The organism is Streptomyces sp. NPDC048277 (assembly GCF_040652235.1).
In the GTDB taxonomy this organism is placed as follows: domain Bacteria; phylum Actinomycetota; class Actinomycetes; order Streptomycetales; family Streptomycetaceae; genus Streptomyces.
Genome location: NZ_JBEZLQ010000007.1, coordinates 336,229 through 354,719 on the forward strand (window position 1 = coordinate 336,229; position 18,491 = coordinate 354,719).

At 67.9% G+C, this 18,491-nt stretch carries 18 protein-coding genes; 6 read left to right on the plus strand and 12 right to left on the minus strand.

Annotated elements, in window-relative coordinates:
• Positions 1–222 precede the first annotated feature (222 nt).
• The 3 genes from AB0D85_RS18685 (at position 223) to AB0D85_RS18695 (ending at position 3,021) form a co-directional block, all read left to right on the plus strand.
• On the plus strand, positions 223–363 hold the full coding sequence (locus AB0D85_RS18685) for a hypothetical protein (protein WP_189985806.1): 141 nt from the start codon (positions 223–225) through the stop codon (positions 361–363).
• Positions 364–793: 430 nt separating this feature from the next.
• Positions 794–1,522, plus strand: a complete 729-nt coding sequence (locus AB0D85_RS18690; RefSeq protein WP_362321233.1) for a histone-like nucleoid-structuring protein Lsr2 — start codon at positions 794–796, stop codon at positions 1,520–1,522.
• 500 nt (positions 1,523–2,022) lie between these two features.
• Complete coding sequence (locus tag AB0D85_RS18695; protein WP_362321367.1) at positions 2,023–3,021, plus strand: DUF3987 domain-containing protein; 999 nt, start codon at positions 2,023–2,025, stop codon at positions 3,019–3,021.
• A gap of 51 nt (positions 3,022–3,072) precedes the next feature.
• On the opposite strand, the gene AB0D85_RS18700 is transcribed toward AB0D85_RS18695, so the two are convergent.
• The 6 genes from AB0D85_RS18700 to AB0D85_RS18725 all read right to left on the minus strand — a co-directional run bounded on the left by AB0D85_RS18700 (position 3,073) and on the right by AB0D85_RS18725 (position 6,030).
• On the minus strand, positions 3,073–3,540 hold the full coding sequence (locus tag AB0D85_RS18700) for a hypothetical protein (protein ID WP_362321236.1): 468 nt from the start codon (positions 3,538–3,540) through the stop codon (positions 3,073–3,075).
• An 85-nt stretch (positions 3,541–3,625) separates the two neighbouring features.
• The gene (locus tag AB0D85_RS18705) at positions 3,626–3,850 is read right to left on the minus strand and encodes a DUF397 domain-containing protein (protein WP_362321239.1); all 225 of its coding nucleotides are present in this window, start codon (positions 3,848–3,850) and stop codon (positions 3,626–3,628) included.
• A gap of 96 nt (positions 3,851–3,946) precedes the next feature.
• Positions 3,947–4,171, minus strand: coding sequence for a hypothetical protein (locus AB0D85_RS18710; RefSeq protein WP_362321242.1), 225 nt, complete (start codon positions 4,169–4,171; stop codon positions 3,947–3,949).
• 332 nt (positions 4,172–4,503) lie between these two features.
• Positions 4,504–5,334 (minus strand): helix-turn-helix transcriptional regulator, encoded by an 831-nt coding sequence (locus tag AB0D85_RS18715; protein ID WP_362321245.1) that lies wholly within the window; start codon positions 5,332–5,334, stop codon positions 4,504–4,506.
• The gene (locus tag AB0D85_RS18720) at positions 5,331–5,855 is read right to left on the minus strand and encodes a DUF6879 family protein (protein WP_362321248.1); all 525 of its coding nucleotides are present in this window, start codon (positions 5,853–5,855) and stop codon (positions 5,331–5,333) included. The genes AB0D85_RS18715 and AB0D85_RS18720 overlap by 4 nt, the downstream gene beginning before the upstream one ends.
• A complete protein-coding gene (locus AB0D85_RS18725; protein WP_030298065.1) occupies positions 5,839–6,030 on the minus strand; it encodes a hypothetical protein in 192 nt (63 codons plus the stop codon). Before AB0D85_RS18725 ends, AB0D85_RS18720 begins: the two co-directional genes overlap by 17 nt.
• Positions 6,031–6,502: 472 nt before the next feature.
• Between AB0D85_RS18725 and AB0D85_RS18730 the strand changes: the two genes are divergently transcribed.
• Positions 6,503–6,868: a four-helix bundle copper-binding protein gene (locus AB0D85_RS18730; RefSeq protein ID WP_362321252.1), complete on the plus strand. Its 366-nt coding sequence runs from the start codon at positions 6,503–6,505 to the stop codon at positions 6,866–6,868.
• A 63-nt stretch (positions 6,869–6,931) separates the two neighbouring features.
• On the opposite strand, the gene AB0D85_RS18735 is transcribed toward AB0D85_RS18730, so the two are convergent.
• A complete protein-coding gene (locus AB0D85_RS18735) occupies positions 6,932–8,239 on the minus strand; it encodes an LCP family protein (RefSeq protein ID WP_362321255.1) in 1,308 nt (435 codons plus the stop codon).
• A 119-nt stretch (positions 8,240–8,358) separates the two neighbouring features.
• Between AB0D85_RS18735 and AB0D85_RS18740 the strand changes: the two genes are divergently transcribed.
• A complete protein-coding gene (locus AB0D85_RS18740) occupies positions 8,359–8,907 on the plus strand; it encodes an acyl-CoA thioesterase (protein WP_362321258.1) in 549 nt (182 codons plus the stop codon).
• A gap of 70 nt (positions 8,908–8,977) precedes the next feature.
• Here AB0D85_RS18740 and AB0D85_RS18745 read toward each other — a convergent pair whose 3' ends face one another.
• Positions 8,978–10,408, minus strand: a complete 1,431-nt coding sequence (locus tag AB0D85_RS18745) for an LCP family protein (RefSeq protein ID WP_362321370.1) — start codon at positions 10,406–10,408, stop codon at positions 8,978–8,980.
• A gap of 250 nt (positions 10,409–10,658) precedes the next feature.
• Between AB0D85_RS18745 and AB0D85_RS18750 the strand changes: the two genes are divergently transcribed.
• Positions 10,659–11,693 carry a glycosyltransferase family 2 protein gene (locus AB0D85_RS18750; protein WP_362321261.1) on the plus strand — a complete coding sequence of 345 codons (1,035 nt, stop codon included), beginning with the start codon at positions 10,659–10,661 and terminating at the stop codon, positions 11,691–11,693.
• 18 nt (positions 11,694–11,711) lie between these two features.
• Here the strand turns inward: AB0D85_RS18750 and AB0D85_RS18755 are convergent, their stop codons facing one another.
• The 4 genes from AB0D85_RS18755 to AB0D85_RS18770 form a co-directional block, all read right to left on the minus strand.
• Positions 11,712–13,262 (minus strand): LCP family protein, encoded by a 1,551-nt coding sequence (locus AB0D85_RS18755; protein ID WP_362321373.1) that lies wholly within the window; start codon positions 13,260–13,262, stop codon positions 11,712–11,714.
• A 171-nt stretch (positions 13,263–13,433) separates the two neighbouring features.
• Positions 13,434–15,071 (minus strand): LCP family protein, encoded by a 1,638-nt coding sequence (locus AB0D85_RS18760; RefSeq protein WP_362321264.1) that lies wholly within the window; start codon positions 15,069–15,071, stop codon positions 13,434–13,436.
• Between the two features lie 250 nt (positions 15,072–15,321).
• Complete coding sequence (locus tag AB0D85_RS18765) at positions 15,322–17,049, minus strand: LCP family protein (RefSeq protein ID WP_362321268.1); 1,728 nt, start codon at positions 17,047–17,049, stop codon at positions 15,322–15,324.
• Between the two features lie 242 nt (positions 17,050–17,291).
• Positions 17,292–18,404: an LCP family protein gene (locus tag AB0D85_RS18770; RefSeq protein WP_362321271.1), complete on the minus strand. Its 1,113-nt coding sequence runs from the start codon at positions 18,402–18,404 to the stop codon at positions 17,292–17,294.
• Positions 18,405–18,491: the final 87 nt, after the last annotated feature.

Below are 18,491 nucleotides of genomic sequence, written 5' to 3' on the forward strand. Positions count from 1 at the left end.
GTAACGGAAACCGGAGAGTCCATGCCAAAAATGCGTAACCCTAACTCGCCGCACTCCCGATACAAGGGCCTGGATGTGCTACCGAACGGCCACGGCCTTCCCGTTCCGGATCTGCCTTCCGTGAGGGATTGGTCGAATGCCGAATCTGAGCAATGGCAGCAATGGTGGAATAGTCCGCAGGCTGCACGATGGGATGAGTCCTACGTCCCGACTGTGGCAGTCATGCTCACCTATTACGGGAAAATCCTCGACGGAACCGCCACCCGAGATCACCTGACGGAATACCGACAGCTGGCTACCGCCCTGGGCCTGACCGCCGATGGCATGAAGCGGCTGGGATGGACCTTCGAAGGAGACGAGTGAGCAGGAGAGCAGCCAAGGCCGGGGCGGCAGGAACGCATGACGGCACACACCGGGCGGGATATGAGTGCCCATGGGGTGAGCCCCAGTGCTCGGAATGTGTCGAGGAATTTGCTATTCACATCGGGTGGCGACTGAACGCCAACTCTAAACCGTGGGGCGACGAATTGAAGCACTAGCCGAAGAAGTGTCATGTGTGCCGTTCCGAGGATTTGGGGATTTGATTGGCGAACGCGGTCGAAGGGAGGCACCCCCGGTGGGTCCTATTCTTTATCTAATTACCATTACCCCCATATTGAGTAATGTGTCAGTTATTCGTTAGTTATCGTTCCGTGATAGGGGTGCGGAAGAATAGAAGTCAAGCGGGGAGGCCGTCAGAGCAGCGCTCCGGACACTCGCTGACACTTTCGCCCCATCAAAGGAATGCAGCGCTATGCGTAAGACGGTGCTTGTGCCGGTTGAGTACACCTTTTGCGATGCGCACATTGCGCGTGACGGCTCTGAGGTTGAGGCCACTTCAGCGCTGACACTGGGCAAGGAAACGTGGCATCTCTGCCTTGAACACGATGTGTCGTTCGGCCGGTACCTCTGTGACGCGCTGGGCGCACCGGCTGGCAACGAGGTCACGCCGACTGAGCCTGCGTCCCTGCCTGTTGTTGAGCCTGTCTCGGAGCCGGAGCCGGAGCCGGAGCCGGAAGCGGCACCCATGGGGGAGCCTGGCCCATCCGTGATGATCGCTGGTGAGGTGCCCGGGTACGAGTGGGACGACGCGCGGGAAGCGGTGCGCAACCTGGGCTATCAGGTGGTCGGTCGTGCCGATGACAGCACGGTCCTGCTAGTCCTGGGTGAGGGTGGCGACCGGAACGCCACCAAGCTCCGTGACGCTTCCGAGCGTGGCATCCCTGTGATGGACGTGCGGGTGCCGGGGCGTTTCAAGTCGGCTGTTCGCTCGGGTGAGTTGGTCGGTGGTGACCCGCTTCCGGAGCCTGCCAAGGTCGACCGCTCGGGGATGAGTGAGCGGGAGCGTAACCGTGCCGTCCGGGCGTGGGCGCGAGAGAACGGCTACGCCGTACCTGCCAAGGGTCGAATTCCGATGCACGTGAGGCACGGATACGAGCTGGCACACCGAGACGCATCCGAGGGAAAAGCGGCAGCGGCGTAACCGTCGCCCCCGCAGTGCCGGGCGCCGAGTGCGCCCGGCTTCCCCGGCCAGAGGCCACCCAACTAACCCTTCTTGAGATAGAGGCATTGTGAGCACCCCCGTTCTGTACGGTCCCATCGGTCGCTCGGTCCGCAGAATCGCCCCCTTCCTGGAAGCGGACCCCTTGGGGGTGTACGTGGCGGCGCTGCCGTTTTGGTCGGCTGCCATCGGTGGCACAGTCAAGGTGTCATCCCGTGGAAACGCCCGTCCCGTGCTGCTGTGGTCCGCTCTGGTGGCCGGGACGGGCAGGGGCAAGGGGACTGCGCTCCGTGCCGCTCATCACGTCCTGGACAAGGCATTGGGCCGTTTCCTGGCCACGCACACCACGTCCGGGATCACTTCCGGGGCAAGCATGGTCAACCACTTGTGGGAGCAGCAGGAAGCGACGGCAGAGACCGAGCACGGGCGGGACGTGCGGGACTCTGGTGGTCGAAGAAGAGTGGTCGGAAGTGCTCCGCAGGGTGAAGCGGGACGCATCGTTCACGACCAAGCTGCGGACGGCATGGGACGGTGCGACGCTGCGGAACACCACCAAGGATGAGGCACAAGAGATCCGCGACCCCGCCATGGTCCTGCACTGTCACGTCACCCCGTCTGACTGGTCGAAGTACGTAGGAGAGTCGGAAGCGGCCGGTGGCTCGTACAACCGCATCCTTCCCTTCCTGCTCGGGTCGGTCCCGCTCTTGGACGACGACCGGGTGAGCCTGCCCGAGGTGGACGGGCGAGAGTTGGCCGACGCTTACGGGTGGGCCACGGCCCGGCCGCGAGTGATCACGCTCGGGGAGGACGCCCGGCCGTTGTGGCGGATCGTGCGCCGGTACGCCCGCATCCTGGGTGAGACCCTGCCCGAGGGGCAGGCAGTGTTCATCGAGCGCACGGCAGAACAGACGCTCAGGGTTGCGGCCTGCCTGGCAGCGTCGGAGTGCTCGGAGGCGATCACGGAAGAGATGCTGTCCGCCGCCTTCACCCTGGTTCGCCGGTCGGTCCAGGACGCCGTGCGCATCACCAAGGGGGCCACCTCCCCGAAGGTGAAGCGACAGCCGCTCAGTCTTGAGGACAAGGTCCGGGCCCGGATCGAAATGCACGGAGGACGCGCTACGTCCTCTCAGGTGCTCCCGTATGTGGGAGCGACGGCGGCTGAGGTCAAGGAACTGTCCGGAATCGTGGTGACCGTGGAACGGGCCGGAAAGACCGGTCGACCTGCCACCGTTTTCTCACTCCGCGGTGACAGTCCCGGTGACTCTGTGCCGCAGCTGGCCAGCACGGACAGCGACAGGAAGCGGGACGGTTCCCGTCACGCAGAGGCGCAGCCGGCCAGCGCGGAGCGTGAACAGAACCGCGCCACCGTTGTCCGGCTGGACGCTTACCGCCCGGTGCCCAAGCAGACCCCCGAGCACGCGCCGGAACCGGAGCGGCCAGAACCGCTCGCAGACTTCAACCCCTTCCGAGCACTGCTCTGATCAACCGAATGAGCCCCGGCCTCTGTGGCCGGGGCCTCTTTGTTCCTTTGGCTATGCGACTGGGCAGGCCAGATCGGCGTTCGCGCGATTCGGAGAGCACGTCACCAATGCCAGGGACAGATACGAGGGGCGCTCCAGGTAGAAGCCGTACGACACATCGGTACCGGAGTGCAGTTGCTCGGCCGCAGCGTTCACCAGTCTGCCCAGGCGCGAGGGATCACGGTTCCTGTCCGACGCGAACCGGGGCGCGTACTCGGCCAGCCGCTCACCGAGCCATGACGCGGCCTCCTTCTCTTCCTCCCACGTGCCACGAACTAAGGAACGGGGCTTGATCAGCCAGTACGCCGTTTCCAGTGGCGGCAGATCGGAAGTGGGGAACTCTGCGGCTACCTCGCGGTACCGCTGAATCAGTTCCGGTCTGCTTCCGGCTGGGGGCGGCTCAGGGTGTGGGGGCCGACGTAGTGCTTCCTGGTCGAAGCGCTCTTTCGGGCCGGTCCATAGGTAGCCGTGGTGGTGCACGAGTCGTTCCCGTTCGAGAGGTGCCAGCCGGGCCGGACCCAGGGACGGGGGATGGACCCGGCCCGACTGACGGGAGGGGGGAGGATCAGGCGTTCAGGCCGAAGCGCGCCGGGTCGATTCCGGCCGCGTCCAGTTCCTCCGTGGTGAAGCGCAGCGGCTGCGCCTCCGGCCGCTTGCTGTCGCCGACCGCCCAGGCGTCGTCGCCGATCCGGGCCAGGGTCACGCACCCCTCGGTGCACGGGCCGCCGCATGCCTTCACGAACGACGCCCCGTTGATGTCGAGCGCGTACAGATCACTTCCGTCCAGCATCACTGCACCTTCCTGCTCAACTGATCACGGCCATGACTGACCGTCGCCGCCCATACCGGGCGGGAGTTCAGGGATTCCACCGCAGGGGGCGGTGTCTCACTCGGCGCGGACGACCATGGCGAACGAGGTCCGGATGCGCCGGAAACCGGCGTGCCCGGACCGGCCCGTGTGGCTCATGCACGCCACGTCGACGGATGCCGAGTCGTCGGCGGGAGTCGCTTTCCAACCGCAGTGCAGGCACTCGGCCTCGAACGTCACGTCCGTGTCGGGATGCTCGGTGATCCGGTGCATCACGTACCGCATGGCCGCTCTGACGCTCACAGTCCGCCCCTGCGGCTGCGCGCGTTGGCTGCGGCGACTCTGTCGCTCAGTCCCGCTGACGGGCTATTCGGCGGGGGCCTGTAGTCAGGACACTTCGGGCTCCCGCACTCACACCGAGGCCAGTGCAAAGCCGAACTCGGCGCCAGGTCCGCGCCTTCGGGGCCAGGGTCGCTCTTCTGCACCATGAGCACGACGCCAACGCCGAACGCTCCGGAGAGACGGGAAAGAAACTGTCGGGCCTCGCTGCTGCCCAGATGATCAGCCGCTTCGGTCCCATGTGCCCTGCTGTCGCTCACCATGGCCCCCATCTTCGGCGGCCTACGATCGCGCCTCTAGCCTGTTTCCTGTTCCCGCAAAAAGTCGTTGCGGATACCTTCGATCAGATCCCGCATTTCGTCACCGGCCAGCGCGGATCGCTCGAATCCTTCGAACTTATCAACGTAGAGACTCACATCTCGCGGGTCCGTAACAACGACTTCGGCATGGACGGTTTCAACGGTCACCATGCGGTCGTCACGGATGACGAAGGCATGATTTGCGATGTCGTGTTGCTGAACCCGCAGCGGGACTATCCGGATGTCCACGTGTGAGAGTCGTGAAATAGAGACGATGCGATCAAGCTGAGCAGCCATCATCTGCGGTCGCACGATGCGCCAGCGCAGAACAGGTTCGGTGATGACGAAGCGAAGCGACTTTGCGTTGTCGTAGAGAACCGCTTGCCGTTCGAGTCTCCCATTGATCGTTCGCGTGAGTGCGTCTTCACTCAGGTTGTGGCGTTGCAGAATGGCCCGGATGTACTCGGGAGTCTGGAGCAGGCCCGGAACGAGTGCGGGTTGAAACAGTCGCAGTACAGACATCTGGGCTTCCAGAGCCTTGGCCGCCTGCTGGCCCTTGTGGACCCCGATCCGCTTGAGCAGGCGCCACGCCGTCGCCTCCGTCGCTGACGCGCGTGCGGCTTCCGCGTACTCCGCCTTGACCTCGTCCGAGACGCCGATGGCGGTCAGGATGCGCTCTACGTCCGTCGCGCTGGGGGCCAGCTTCGCATTCTCGATCTTGGACAGCTTGGACGGAGACATGAGGGCGCTGCGGGCCACCGCTTTGGCTTCCTTGCCGGATGCCACTCGCAGCGCCCGCAGCGCGGCTCCAAGCTGTGCTCTGTTCACGTCCCGTACTTGGCCCACCATTCGGTGAACGGTTCCGCGTGTGCGAGAGCCGCATCACGGTACTGCGTGAATTCCGCTGTTCGTTCCGGCGGTAGCACTTCCGAACCCAGGTACTTTCCGCTTCCGTCGTAGTTCATCACGGCCACGGATTCGGAGTCGAAGAACCAGAAATCCGGAACGTTCTCCAAGAGGTTGGGTTTGTCGGTGATGTCGAGGATGAAGAACTCTTCGCCCCCGCTCGCATTCTTGTGGTAGCCCCAGCCGAGTTCGAACCTGAGATAGTCCGTGAGCGGACGGGACAGGATATGGACCCGGTATACCCGCTTCCCCTTCTCGGTGTGCGAGCGTAGTTCTTCGACCCATCCCGCGTTGTAGTCGTCCGGCTGTGGCTCCCCGGCCAGGAAAGCCTGATAGGCGTCGACGCTCCCGGACTTGCTGTAGTCGTCCAGGGTTTCCAGCCGGAATGCCTCGCGCTCGAACGCGTCGAAGAGGTCGCCGAGGCTCCTAGATGAGGTTGTCACGGATGGCCTTCTGGATCAGTTCCATCGGGATCTCGACCAGGGTTTCGTGCGCGGGAATCTGAAGCCCGTGGTCGGTCGGTGTCTCGCCCTGTACCAGGAGGGTGCCGCGATCCGTGGCGTAGATCGTCGGGCAGTCCTTGATGTCGCACGTGCTGACCAGCTTGGTGACCTTCATAGTCTGGGTTCCCCTCTCCCGTCCGCTGCCAGTACCCCGCATGTGGGTTGATGCTCCCGAGGGCCGGGCGCACCGGTCAAGCGATCACGGTTGACGGAACGGGAAACCGCGTAACCTGCGTCGGGTCTGCTCGTATACCGCACGACTGACAGAGGTGCCTCCAGCGCACCTCCTGCCTGCGGAGACCCTTGACGATCATGGGGAAATGCTGGGGAGACCCCCTCTCGGAGGGGTGTTCGCACAGGTCAGAGCCGTATGGCCTATAAAGCACCCAGATCTACGAGGGCACCAACCAGGTCCAGCGGATCGTCATGGCCCGCAACCTGCCGTAGCCGCACCGGCATCCGGCGAAGGGGCGCCCCTCGGGGCGCCTTTTCCATGGCCGCCCCGAATGGCACTACCGGCCGGTCGGGCTTAGGAACGAAAGCGAACGGGGCCCGCCCCGGGCCCTCCCCCCTCCCCTGGAGGAGCCATGACCCAGACCGGACCCATGACGGCCATGTCCAAGCAGATGCAGGAATGCGTCAACATGTGCATGGCCACCCACACGATGTGCGAGGAGACCATGAGCTCCTGCATGTCCATGGAGGGCGGCCCCGCCCACATGCGGATCATGCGCGCGCTGATGGACTGCTCCGAGATGACCCGGATGTGCGCCGACGTGATGATGCGGCGCTCGCCGCTCTCGCCCGAGATGTGCGCGATGTGCGCGAAAGCCTGTGACATGTGCGCCGAGGCGTGTATGACCATGCCGGACGACCCACAGATGAAGCGCTGCGCGGAGGCGTGTCGCCGCTGCGCCGAGATGTGCCGCTCGATGGCCGGCGTGGCCATGTGACACCGGCCCGAAACGCCTCAGGGGCACCCCGCCGGGGTGCCCCTGAGGCGCCTGCGACCGGCGCTAGTTGCCGCTGACGGTGACCGTCTGGTCGTTCTTCAGCTCGTCCACCAGGGTCTTGACCTTCGCCTTGTCCCAGACGAGGTTGCCGCCCGTGGAGCCGGAGATCGGCATGTTCATGGACTTGCCGTTGCCGCTGTTGACGTTCTTCATCGCGAAGAACATCGAGCCCAGGTCCCACAGGCTCATGTCCTTGTCGACGGTGAGCGAGTCCAGGCCCGCGCCGAGCGTGGGGTAGAGCTTGAAGGGGTTGAGGATCGTCCCCGGAGTGGCCACCTGGTGGGCCAGCGCCGCCAGGAACTTCTGCTGGTTCTTGGTGCGCTGCAGGTCGGACGTGGCGAACGCGTGCCGGGTACGGACGAAGGCCAGGGCCTCCTCGCCGTTCAGGGTCTGCTTGCCCGCCTTGAAGTCGGCGCCCGAGTACTTGTCCTTGAAGCCCTTGTCGATGTCGATCGTGACCCCGCCGACCGCGTCCACGATGTTCGCGAAACCGGCGAAGCCGATCTCCACGTAGTGGTCGATGTGCAGGCCGGTGTTGTACTCGACCGTGCGGACGAGGAGCGTCGGGCCGTCCTCGGCGTAGGCCGCGTTCAGCTTCGTGGTCCGGCCGGTGGCCGGATAGACCTTGCCGGACGTCGACCCCTTGTACGACGGGATCACCACGTTCGAGTCACGCGGCAGCGAGACCAGCGTGTCGCCGTTGTCGCCGACGTGCAGGATCATCATCGAGTCCGTGCGCTTGCCCTCGGCCGAACCCGTGTGCAGTTCCTTCTTCTGCGCGTCGGACAGGCCCTGGCGGCTGTCGGAGCCGACGATCAGGTAGTTGGTGCCCGAGCCGGCCGCGGGGCGGTCGATGACCTTGGACAGGTCGACGTCCCGGTGCAGCTTGGAGTCGGCCCAGAAGTAGGTCGAGACGGACGTGACGATCACCACACCGAGGACGACGATCGCCGTCCACTTGATCCGCTTGCGCCAGTTCGGAGCCCGCCGCGGTCCACGCTCGTACTCGCCGCCGGGTCCCCCGCCCCCGGGGCCGCCGCCGTAGACCTGGCCGGTGTTGTAGCCGCTGTCGTAGCTGTCGTACCCGGCACCGCCGTCGTACCCGTTGCCGTTGCCGTTGCCGTACGACGGCTGCTGCGGGACCCCGCCGTAGCCGCCGCCCTGCTGCGGGCTGCCGTACGGCGGCGCCGACGGTTCTCCGCGCCGCACCTGGCGCATCACGCGCGCGCCCTCAGGCTGCGCGTCCGCGCTACCGCGTCCGTACCGGTTGCCGCGGTTGTCGTTCGACGATCCCTGGGGCCATTCGTTCATGGGCCCCAGTGTGCAGGCAGCGGCCGTGCCGGTGACAAGGGTCGTCGGAAAATCAGGTCACCGCTGTTGCGAACCCGACACAAATTCCGCGAATGTCGCTTCGGCATAAGGTGGGGGCCATGACAGAACAGGCCCCCGAGGCGGAACTCGACATACCCGGCAAGCCGACGTCCGCCTCGCGGACCACGCTGAGCCACATCATGACCCACGCCGACACCAACCTCCTCGGGACGGTGCACGGCGGTGTGATCATGAAGCTCGTCGACGACGCGGCGGGCGCGGTCGCCGGCCGTCACTCGGGCGGTCCCGCGGTCACCGCGTCCATGGACGAGATGGCGTTCCTGGAGCCGGTCCGCGTCGGCGACCTGGTCCATGTCAAGGCGCAGGTCAACTGGACCGGCCGCACCTCGATGGAGGTCGGCGTCCGGGTCCTCGCCGAGCGCTGGAACGAGTCGACGCCCGCGACCCAGGTCGGCTCGGCGTACCTGGTCTTCGCGGCGGTCGACGCGGACGGCAAGCCCCGCAGGGTGCCGCAGGTGATACCGGAGACGGACCGGGACCGCCGCCGCAATCAGGAGGCCCAGATCAGACGGACACACCGGCTGGCCCGGCGCCGGGAGATCAGGGAACTGCGCGAGCGGAGGGCGGCGGAGGGCTTCGAGGACTGAGGGGGCGCCCCTTCAGGGGGCGGGGAACTGTGCGACCAGTCCCCACCGGCCCGCAGCCGAAACGCAACCCTCAGCAAACCCTCTCGTCTCCGCGCATCAGGGAGGCCTCCCCCTGCGGCGCCGGATCATCAGCCCGCACCTTCCGTACGTCCCCCTTGAAGTCCGCCCCGACGGTCACCCGCAGCACCGGCCCCATGCCCCGCACCGCCCGCAGCTCGCTCCCCGGCAGAGCCGCCGCAAGCGACCGTGCCGAGCGGTCCCACCGCGGGTCGTAGGAGACCACCGTCCGGGTCACGTCATGACGTACCGCCGTCACCGGCCGGTGGTTCGTCGCGAATCCGGTCCCCGCCAGCGCCGCGTCCATCTTCCGTGCCAGCCCGGCCGTACCCGTACCGTTCTCCACCTGCACATGGACCTGGTCCGGCGCCACCTCCACGGTGGCCGGCGGCGGCCCGGCGGGCCGCTTCGGCGCCGGTGCGGCCGGCGAGGCCGGTGACGCCGAGGGAGCCGACGAAGCCGGCGAAGCGGGCGGAGCCAGTTGCTTGTCGTCGCGCAGGGACTGGAACAGCCGGGCCGACCCGGCCGGGTCCCACTTCAGCGTCGAGCCGATGCCCTTCACGGGGTAGGCCATCTGCCCGATGGGCACGGTGGTGAACTCCGACGAGGACGGGGAGAAGTTCCGCATCGCCCGGCCGAGGTCCAGCAACTCGTCCGTGCCGAAGCCCATGTCGGCCCGCACGGAGCCCAGCACCGCCCGCGTCACGTCCCGGAACCTGATCGGGTTGAGCAGCACCCCGGACGACGCCGCCCGTTCGATCAGCGCGGCCAGGAACCGCTGCTGCCGCTTCATCCGGCCCAGGTCGCTCGCCCCGTCGACGTGCCGGGAGCGGACGTACTGCAGGGCCTGGCCGCCGTCGAGGGTGTGCGTCCCGGGGGAGAGGTCCAGGCCCGTGTAGGAGTCCTTCAGGGGCTGGGCCGTGCAGATCCGGACCCCGCCGAGCACGTCGACGGTCCGCATGAAGCTGATGAAGTCGACCTCCAGATAGTGGTCGATCTTCAGATGGGTCATGTCCTCGACCGTGCGGACGGTCAGCTGCGGGCCGCCCTCCGCGTAGGCCGCGTTCAGCTTGATGGGGTGGGCGCCGTGCTGCTGCCCGGTCGTCTGGTCGACGTGCGGCGGGATCTCGGCGTAGGAGTCGCGCGGCAGGCTGACCACGGTCGCCCGCTCCCGGTCCTCCGAGATGTGCACGATCATGATCGTGTCGGTGCAGTGGCAGGGCGCCCCGCCCAGCCGGTACTTGCGCCGCTCGTGCTCGGTGATCTGGTCGCGGCCGTCGGTGCCGACCAGCAGGACGTTCATGCCGTGGCCCGCGGCGGGACGGTTCTTCATGTCCTTGAACGGGTCGACCCGGGCGATGTCCGCGTCCAGGCCGGCCATCACCGCGTGCCCGATCCCGGCCGACGCCAGCACCACCACCGAGAGCGTGGTCACCGCCCGCATGGCCCAGCGCGGCCGCCGGGGCCTCACGGGTCGTACCGGCGGCCGCGGGGCCTGACGGGTGGGCTGCGGTCGCCGCTGCGGCCGGGCGGGCCGAGCGGGGGACCGGGGCGGGCTGGCGGCCAAAGGGACACCTCCGGACGAGGCCGTACGTGGGATCCGTAAGGACGGTAGGCCGATACGACCTTCAGCCCGCGTCTTGGCCCCGGCGGCGCGCACCGGTGTCCCCCGTTCGCGGTAACGTGAGCCCCCTATGAACGCCAAGTCCGACGTGCGGCACCCCGCAGTTTCCGTGATCATGCCCGTCCTCGATGAGGAGCGGCACCTGCGCGGAGCCGTCCAAGCGATCCTCGCGCAGGAGTACGCCGGCGAGCTGGAGGTCGTGATCGCCCTCGGTCCGTCCAGGGACCGCACGGACGAGATCGCCGCTCAGCTCGTGGCCGAAGACCCCCGCGTGCACACCGTCCCGAACCCCACCGGCCGCACGCCGGCCGCGCTGAACGCGGCGATCAAGGCCTCCCGGCACCCGATCGTGGTCCGCGTCGACGGCCACGGGATGCTCTCGCCCAACTACATCGCCACCGCGGTACGGCTCCTGGAGGAGACCGGCGCGCAGAACGTCGGCGGCATCATGCACGCCGAGGGCGAGAACGCCTGGGAGCACGCGGTCGCGGCGGCCATGACCTCGAAGATCGGCGTCGGGAACGCGGCCTTCCACACGGGTGGCGAGGCCGGCCGGGCCGAGACGGTCTACCTCGGGGTCTTCCGGCGCGAGGCGCTGGAGCAGCAGGGCGGCTACAACGAGGAGTTCATCCGCGCCCAGGACTGGGAGCTGAACTTCCGGATCCGCGAGGCCGGCGGGCTGATCTGGTTCTCGCCGGAGCTGAAGGTGTCGTACCGCCCGAGGCCGTCGGTGAAGGCGCTCGCCAAGCAGTACAAGGACTACGGCCGCTGGCGGCACGTCGTCGCCCGCTACCACGAGGGCTCCATCAACCTGCGCTACCTCGCCCCGCCGACCGCGGTGTGCGCGATAGCCGCCGGGATCCTCGTCGGGGCCCTGGTGACCCCGCTCGGCTTCGTGATCCCCGGCGGTTACCTCGCGGCGATCGCCGCCGGGTCCGTACCGGCCGGCAAGGGGCTGCCGCTCAGGGCGCGGCTGCAGATCCCGGTCGCCCTCGCCACCATGCACATGGCGTGGGGGTACGGCTTCCTGACCAGCCCCAGGTCGCTGGCGAAGCGGGTCATCGCGTCCCGTCGCCCCGCGGTGCTCAGCCCCTCTTCCCGCTGAGCACCGCCCCTCGCGGGGTCACCAGGTGTAGTTAGGGTCCACGTGCATGCACGCCTTCGTGTCCGAGGCGTTGAGGGCGCTCGCGGACGCCGGAGTGGTGTCATCGTCGTCGGCCGTGTACTTGGTGCCCGAGCGCCAGTCGGCGCCCACCACCAGCGTGACCCCGGAGACGTCCGCGGACTTCTTCACCTGGCTGCTCGGGATGCCCAGCACCTTGGCGACCCGCTGGGCGTCGCCCGCCAGGTCCGCGCTCGGATAGCGCACCAGCGTCTGCTCCTCGCTCAGCAGCGCCGAGGTGTCGGCGGCGGCCTTGGTGAAGCCCTTGCCGGTCAGCAGCGCGGTGACCGCGGCGGCCCGGCCGGTGACGGCGCTCTCGCTGCCGCTCTTCGTGCCGTTCTGCACCTGTACGGCGATCTTGTCGTCGGCCGCCGCCTTGTCGGTGACCTTCGTCGTCGCCGTCGTTTTCTTCTTCTTGTCCTTGCCGTCCAGCGCGATGTCCTCGCGGACCAGGCGCCACAGCTTGGCCGCGTCGGTGGGCTTGGGCAGGACGCGGTTGCCGTCCGAGGAGTACACCCACGGCATCGTCGTCATGGTGATGCGGTTCGTGGGGACCTTCTTCAGCTCCTTGCTCAGGTCGTAGAGCTTGGTGACCGAGCCGAGGCCGGTGTCGACCGTGAGCGCCTTGGTGGCCGTCTCGGCGAGCCCCAGGAGCTTGTCGGGGTTGCTGAGGGTCGCGCTGGAGCGCAGCTGGCGGACCATCGAGTTCATGTACATGTGCTGGGCCTTGGTACGGGCGATGTCGCTGCCGTCCTCGAAGCCGTAGCGGGTGCGCAGCCACTGCAGGGCCTGCTTGCCCTTGACGGACGTGGTGCCCTTCTTCAGCTTCAGGCCCGAGCCGTGGCCGGAGGAGGTGTGCGAGTAGATGTTGGCGTCCACGCACACCGGCACCCCGCCGATCGCGTCCGCCATGGACACCACGCCCGAGAAGTCGACCATCATGAAGTGGTCGATGTGGATGTCGGTGAGCTTCTCCCAGGTGGCCACCGTGCAGCCGGGCCCGCCGCGTTCCAGGGAGGCGTTGGCCATCGTGTCGGTGGTGGCCGCGTAGACCTTGCCGGTCTTGGAGTCGGTGCACTTCGGAATGGAGACCAGGGTGTCGCGCGGCATGGACACCACCGACATGTTGGTGCGGTCGGCCGACACGTGCAGCAGCATCTGCACGTCGGCGCGGGCGGCGGTGCCGATGTCCTTGGCGCCGCCCAGCTTCTGGTTCTCGGCGGTGTCCCGGGCGTCGGAGCCGATGAGGAGGATGTTCAGCGCGGTCTGGCCGGCCGCGTTCGCCTTGGTCTTGGCGGCGCGGTCCTTGGAGTCCCCGATGGTCAGGGGCGCCTGCTTGATGTTGCTGTTGAGGTGCTCGTAGTACAGGTAACCGGCGGTGGCGGTGCCGGTCACCGCCAGGGCGACGACCGAGGCCGACCAGCGCAGGACCCTGCGTCTGCGGCGCTTCCGGTCGCCGTCCGCGCCGCCTCCGCGCCGTCTGCCGCCACCCGACTGGGCCGTGAGGGGCATCGTGTCCTCGACCACCGACACGTCGGACACCTCCCCCCGCACACTGCTGCGCACCACCTTGCCCGCCCTCCCGCTCGCACCTGCCACCACGCCCGGAACTCCCGAGCACCCGAGCACGGCGGCAGTGTCATGCAGGCGTTTAGGAGTTGCCTGTGCGTACCTGTGCGGGGGCTACCACCGATAGGGCCCGTACACGTCCATGCACTGCTTGGCGTCCGAGCCGTTGATGGCGTCGGTGTTGCCGGGCAGGTCACCGGCCTTCGGCGCGGACTGCTTCGGGTACGACGTCCCCTCGCGCCAGTCGGCGCCGACGACGAGCGTGACGCCTGACACATCGGTGGTCTGCCGCACCTGGTCCGTAGGGATCCCCAGCGCCTTGGCGACCGCCTGGGCGTCGCCCTGCAGGTCCGCGCTCGGGTACTCCACCACCGTCCGGTCCACGGACTCCGCGCCCGCCGAGGTGTCCGCCACGGCCCTGCCGTAGCCCTTCGCGGCCAGTGCCTGCGCGAGCGTCCGCGCCCGGCCGCCGACCGGGGCCTCGGTGGCGCTCCGGGTGGCGTTCTGCACCAGCACGCCGAGGCTGCCGGCGGCGACGGACGCCTCCTTGACGGGCGCGGCGCTCGCCGTGGTCTTCTTCTTGCTCTTCTCGGCGCCGCCGTTCTTGTCGAACGCCACGTCGTCGCGGAGCATCTGCCACGTCTTGTCGGCGTTGGCGCCGTCCGGCACGAGGTGATCCCTGTTCTGCGGGTCCTCGACGTTCGGCATCGTGAGCGAGGTGATGCGGTCCGTCGGCACCGACTTGAGCTGCATGGCCAGGTCGTAGAGCTTCTTCGGGCTGCCGATCTCCTCGGAGACCGTCAGCGACTTGGTGGCCGCCTCGGCCAGGTCCATCAGCCTGCCGGTGTCCGTGAAGACGTTCTGGCCCTTCAGCGTGCGGATCATCGAGTTGAGGTACATGTGCTGGGCCTTGGCCCGCAGCGGGTCGCTGCCCCAGGCGTGCCGGGTGCGCAGCCACTGCAGGGCCTGCTCGCCCTTCACCTTGTGCGTGCCGGCCGTCATCTTCAGCCCGGAGCCGCCGGGCACCGCGGCCGTCGGCCGGTCCCACACGTTCTGGTTCACACAGACGTCGACGCCGCCGATGGCGTCCGCCATGTTCACCACGCCCGCGAAGTCGATCGTGATCCAGTGGTCGATGTAGACCCCGGTGAGGTTCTCCCAGGTGGCCAGCGTGCAGCCGGCGCCGCCGCGGGCCAGCGACTCGTTGATGATGGTGTTGGTCGCCGGGTACACCTTGCCGGTCTTCGGGTCCGTGCACTTGGGGATGTCGACGCGGGTGTCCCGGGGGATGCTCACCATCGCCGCGCTCTTGCGGTCCGCCGACAGGTGGATCAGCATCTGCACATCGCCGAGCGGCGGGCTGCCCCGGTCGTACTTGGCGCCGCCGAGCTTCACGTTCTCGTCGGAGTTACGGCTGTCGGAGCCGATCAGCAGGATGTTCAGCGGCGTCTGACCGGCCGAGTTGGCCGCGGACTTCCGCGCCTTGGCGTCGCCGCTGTCGCGCTGGCCCTTGTGGATGTTGCCGTTCAGGTGCTGGTAGTAGAGGTAACCGGCACCGGCCGTGCCGAGAACCACCACCGCCAGTACCGTCGCCGACAGGCGCAGCGCCCGCCGTCCGCGCTTCCCCCGGCCGTCGGCCGAGCCGCCCGTACGACGCCCGCCGCCGGTGCCGCCCGGTGTGCCGGGCGCTCTCGGTGGCTGTGGTGCCTTCGGTGCCTTCGGTGCCTTCAGTGCCTTCGGTTCGAGGGACATCGTGTCCCCGTCCGCAGGCACCTCCCCCCGTACATCGCTCTGCGTCAACTCCCTGCCCTCCCCACCCTGCGCCCTGCGCGCACAGGCCCGCCGTCACGCCCCCCGTCGGACGCCCCACGGACCACACGGGTCCGCCCCGCGCCCGGTTAGACGCTTGACGGACCCATAGGGTTACCTGCTTATTCGGGGTGACTTGGTGTCGCCGGAGGACAACTCCCCGCTACCGCACGCCACTTGTCGCCACTTGTCGCTACTTGGCGCACGTCACCTTGTCCGCCGTGGTCTTGCTGTCCACATCCGGCGCCTTCGTCGGAGTGGTCAGGGACACCCCCGCCCCCTGGAAGTCCTTGCCCAGCGTCAGCGTGATCGTGGGCAGTCCCTGGGAGTTGGTGACGCTCTTGCCCGGCTTCATCGCCGAGCCGGACAGCCCCATGAGGCTGGCCAGTTCACGGGCCTGGGCGGCCTGGGCGGGGCCGTACTCCAGCGTGGTCCTGGCGAGTTCGGCGGGCGCGTTGCCGTCGTTCTCCGACTTGAGGACGCCCTTGTCGTTCTGCAGCCAGCTGAGGGTCTCCTGGGCGCTGCCGGGCGGCGCCCCGCCGTTGAGGATGCGCACCCGCACCTCGGAGGCCGCGGACTTGCTGCCTTCGAGGCGTGCGGCCGCCGCGTCCTTGCTGGCCTGCGCCTGCTTCTTCTTGACCGCGGTGAAGGAGACGTCGTCCTTGATCGCCTGGAAGACCGCGGGGGCCTTCGACTCGTTGACGACGACGGTGACCGGGACCTTCTCGGCCGGGTTGTCCAGCACCGGGATGGTGGTGAAGGTCAGGTTCTTCGGGTTGAGCTTGCCGAGCTCCAGACCCAGGTCCTTCAGCTTGTAGATGCTGTCCAGCTTGGAGTCGACGGTCAGCGCCTTGGTGCCGACATCGGCCAGCTTCAGCAGCTTGGACGGGCTGGTGAGCGTCGAGTTGGAGCTGAGCTTGCGCATCAGCGCGCTCAGGAACTGCTGTTGGAGCTGGATCCGGCTCAGGTCACCGCCGAAGCCGACCGAGTGCCGGGTGCGCACGAACGCCAGCGCGGTCTCGCCGGAGATGTTGTGGGTGCCCTTGGACAGCTTCAGGTGCGACTGCTTGTCGTCGATGTCCTTGGCGAGACACACCTCGACCCCGCCGACCGCGTCGGTCAGCGTCTTGACCGCGTTGAAGTCGGCGACCATGAAGTTGTCCGGGGTGATCCCGGTCAGCTCCGTCACCGTGCGCACGGTGCAGCTGGCCGTGCGGCCGTCCTGCCCGAGGCTGGTGTTGAAGCGGACGTCGGTCGTGCCCGGGATGACCTTCGTGCTGCCGTCGGCCTGCTGGGTCGGGCAGTCCGGGACGTCCACGATCAGGTCGCGCGGGATGCTCAACGCGGTCGCGTTGGAACGGTCCTTGGAGATGTGCAGCAGGATGTTGGTGTCGGCGTGCCCGACGCTGCCCGCGTCGCCGTACCCCTCGTTGCCCTTGCCGGTGCGCTTGTCGGTGCCGATGATCAGCAGGTTGATCGCCTTGTCCTTGCTGAAGCCACCGGTGCTCGCGCCGTCGTCGGAGACGGACGTGATGTTGTCGTTGAGGTGCTTGATGTAGAGATAGCCGGCGGCCGAGACGGCGACCAGCACGAAGGCCATCGAACCGCCGGTCCACAGCAGCGCCTTCTTGGCCTTCGACTTCTTCTTCACCGGCCGTCGCGAGCGCCGCCCGGCCGGTGGCTCGGGCTCGCTGCGGCGCCGGCGCTGCCCCGGAAGCTCCGGGCTCGCCGTCTCCCGCGCCCCGTCCGGGGCGGTGTGCGACGACGTCGCTCTGCGCGGTCCGGGCACCGCCGACGACTGCGGTGACGACTGCGGTGCGGAAGGCGTCAGTCGCAGTTCGTATTCACCGGTGTTCGGATTGAGCACCCATTGGTCTGCGGGATCGATGTTGTCCGCCCGCCCACGGCCTTGCGCGTCCACGGTTGTCCGAATCCTCCGTCGGGGCCACGCGGCGCCTTCCCCCCACCAAGGCGCTCGGTCACGTTTCGCGGTGCGCGACCCCAGGACGGACCTCGCGGCCGGGTGCACCGGAGCGCTCACACTATCCGCCCACTTCAGCGTCAAGTGACGCCAGTGACAAATTAGTCCTCCCTACAAGTGGGCAATCCGCCTCATTTAACTGACATCGAACCGCGCGGAACTTCGCCGCCTTGGCGAGTGCTTTACTCGCAACTGTCCTCGGCGGCGGTGTTCCCGCGAAACGCGGACGTCGCCGAGTTTCCCGACTTCTTGGTCACGGGCACCGGCCGGTCGGCCCGCAGCAGCGAGAAAAGCTTGTCCGCCCGGCCCGCCACGAGCTGGTCGCGATTGGAGTCGTACACATACGGTTCCCTCGGCACGGTGAGGAACTGCACATGTTCCGTGGGGATGTCCCGTACTCCGCGTACCAGTTGGTACAAACCGCGCAGACTGGCCAGTTCCGGATCGGTGGTGAGCGCGGAGGTCGCCGCGTTCAGCAGCGGATACAGCTTCGCCGGGTTCAGCAGTACGTCACCGCTCTGCACCTTGTTGACGAGCGCCCCCAGGAACTGCTGCTGCCGGTCCATCCGCGCGGTGTCACTGCCGTCCCCCAGCGACTTGCGCGCCCGTACGTACCCCAGCGCCTGCTCCCCGTCGAGGGTGACCCGCCCGGCGGGCAGCCGCAGCTTGGCGGCCTTGTCGTCGATGGGCTTCTTCAGGCACACCTGCACCCCGTCGACCGCGTCGACCATGTCCTTGAACCCGCTGAAGTCGACGACGACGTAATGGTCGATGCGGATGTCCGTGAGCTTCTCCACGGTCCGGACGGTGCAGGCCGAGCCCCCCACCTCGAAGGCCGAGTTGAACAGCGTGAACGACGGCTCGCTACGGCGTCCGTCCCTGCGCAGGCACCCGGGCACGTGCACCATCAGGTCCCGGGGCAGGGACACGGCGGTGGCGCTGCCCCGGCCGGCGGCGAGATGCAGCAGGATCGTGGTGTCGGACCGCTCGGTTCCCGAGTCCTTGCCGTAGCGGCGGTTCCCGTCCCCGGCGCGCGAGTCCGACCCGATGACCAGGATGTTCTGCGCGCCCCGCACCAGCGCGGTGGGGCGCTCCCGCTCGTACCGGGCGAGTTCGGCGGCGGCCGCGTCGTCGGCGGTGATGTTGTCACTGAGCTTGGTGTAGAGGACCCAGCCGCTGCCGACGGTTCCGACGAGCAGCACCCCGACCCCGAGGGCCGCCCCCCGTATCCAACGCCGCCGACACCGCCGGGCAAGCCCGTGCCCGGTGGCGGATGCCCCTACGACGTCGGTCACTACTCAACAGTGCCTGGGGGGTGGGAGGGGAGGCGGCGGTAACTACTCCACGCGGGTGAGCGGTCCCACCTTCTTGGGGGCGCGGGG

What these genes read in the sequence shown, in the direction of transcription:
- AB0D85_RS18685 (WP_189985806.1), top strand. Translation starts at nt 223, where the DNA reads ATGCTCACCTATTACGGGAAAATCCTCGACGGAACCGCCACCCGAGAT.
- AB0D85_RS18690 (WP_362321233.1), top strand. Translation starts at nt 794, where the DNA reads ATGCGTAAGACGGTGCTTGTGCCGGTTGAGTACACCTTTTGCGATGCG.
- AB0D85_RS18705 (WP_362321239.1), bottom strand. Translation starts at nt 3,850, where the DNA reads ATGCTGGACGGAAGTGATCTGTACGCGCTCGACATCAACGGGGCGTCG.
- AB0D85_RS18725 (WP_030298065.1), bottom strand. Translation starts at nt 6,030, where the DNA reads ATGAAGGTCACCAAGCTGGTCAGCACGTGCGACATCAAGGACTGCCCG.
- AB0D85_RS18730 (WP_362321252.1), top strand. Translation starts at nt 6,503, where the DNA reads ATGACCCAGACCGGACCCATGACGGCCATGTCCAAGCAGATGCAGGAA.
- AB0D85_RS18735 (WP_362321255.1), bottom strand. Translation starts at nt 8,239, where the DNA reads ATGAACGAATGGCCCCAGGGATCGTCGAACGACAACCGCGGCAACCGG.
- AB0D85_RS18740 (WP_362321258.1), top strand. Translation starts at nt 8,359, where the DNA reads ATGACAGAACAGGCCCCCGAGGCGGAACTCGACATACCCGGCAAGCCG.
- AB0D85_RS18745 (WP_362321370.1), bottom strand. Translation starts at nt 10,408, where the DNA reads ATGCGGGCGGTGACCACGCTCTCGGTGGTGGTGCTGGCGTCGGCCGGG.
- AB0D85_RS18750 (WP_362321261.1), top strand. Translation starts at nt 10,659, where the DNA reads ATGAACGCCAAGTCCGACGTGCGGCACCCCGCAGTTTCCGTGATCATG.
- AB0D85_RS18755 (WP_362321373.1), bottom strand. Translation starts at nt 13,262, where the DNA reads ATGCCCCTCACGGCCCAGTCGGGTGGCGGCAGACGGCGCGGAGGCGGC.
- AB0D85_RS18760 (WP_362321264.1), bottom strand. Translation starts at nt 15,071, where the DNA reads ATGTCCCTCGAACCGAAGGCACTGAAGGCACCGAAGGCACCGAAGGCA.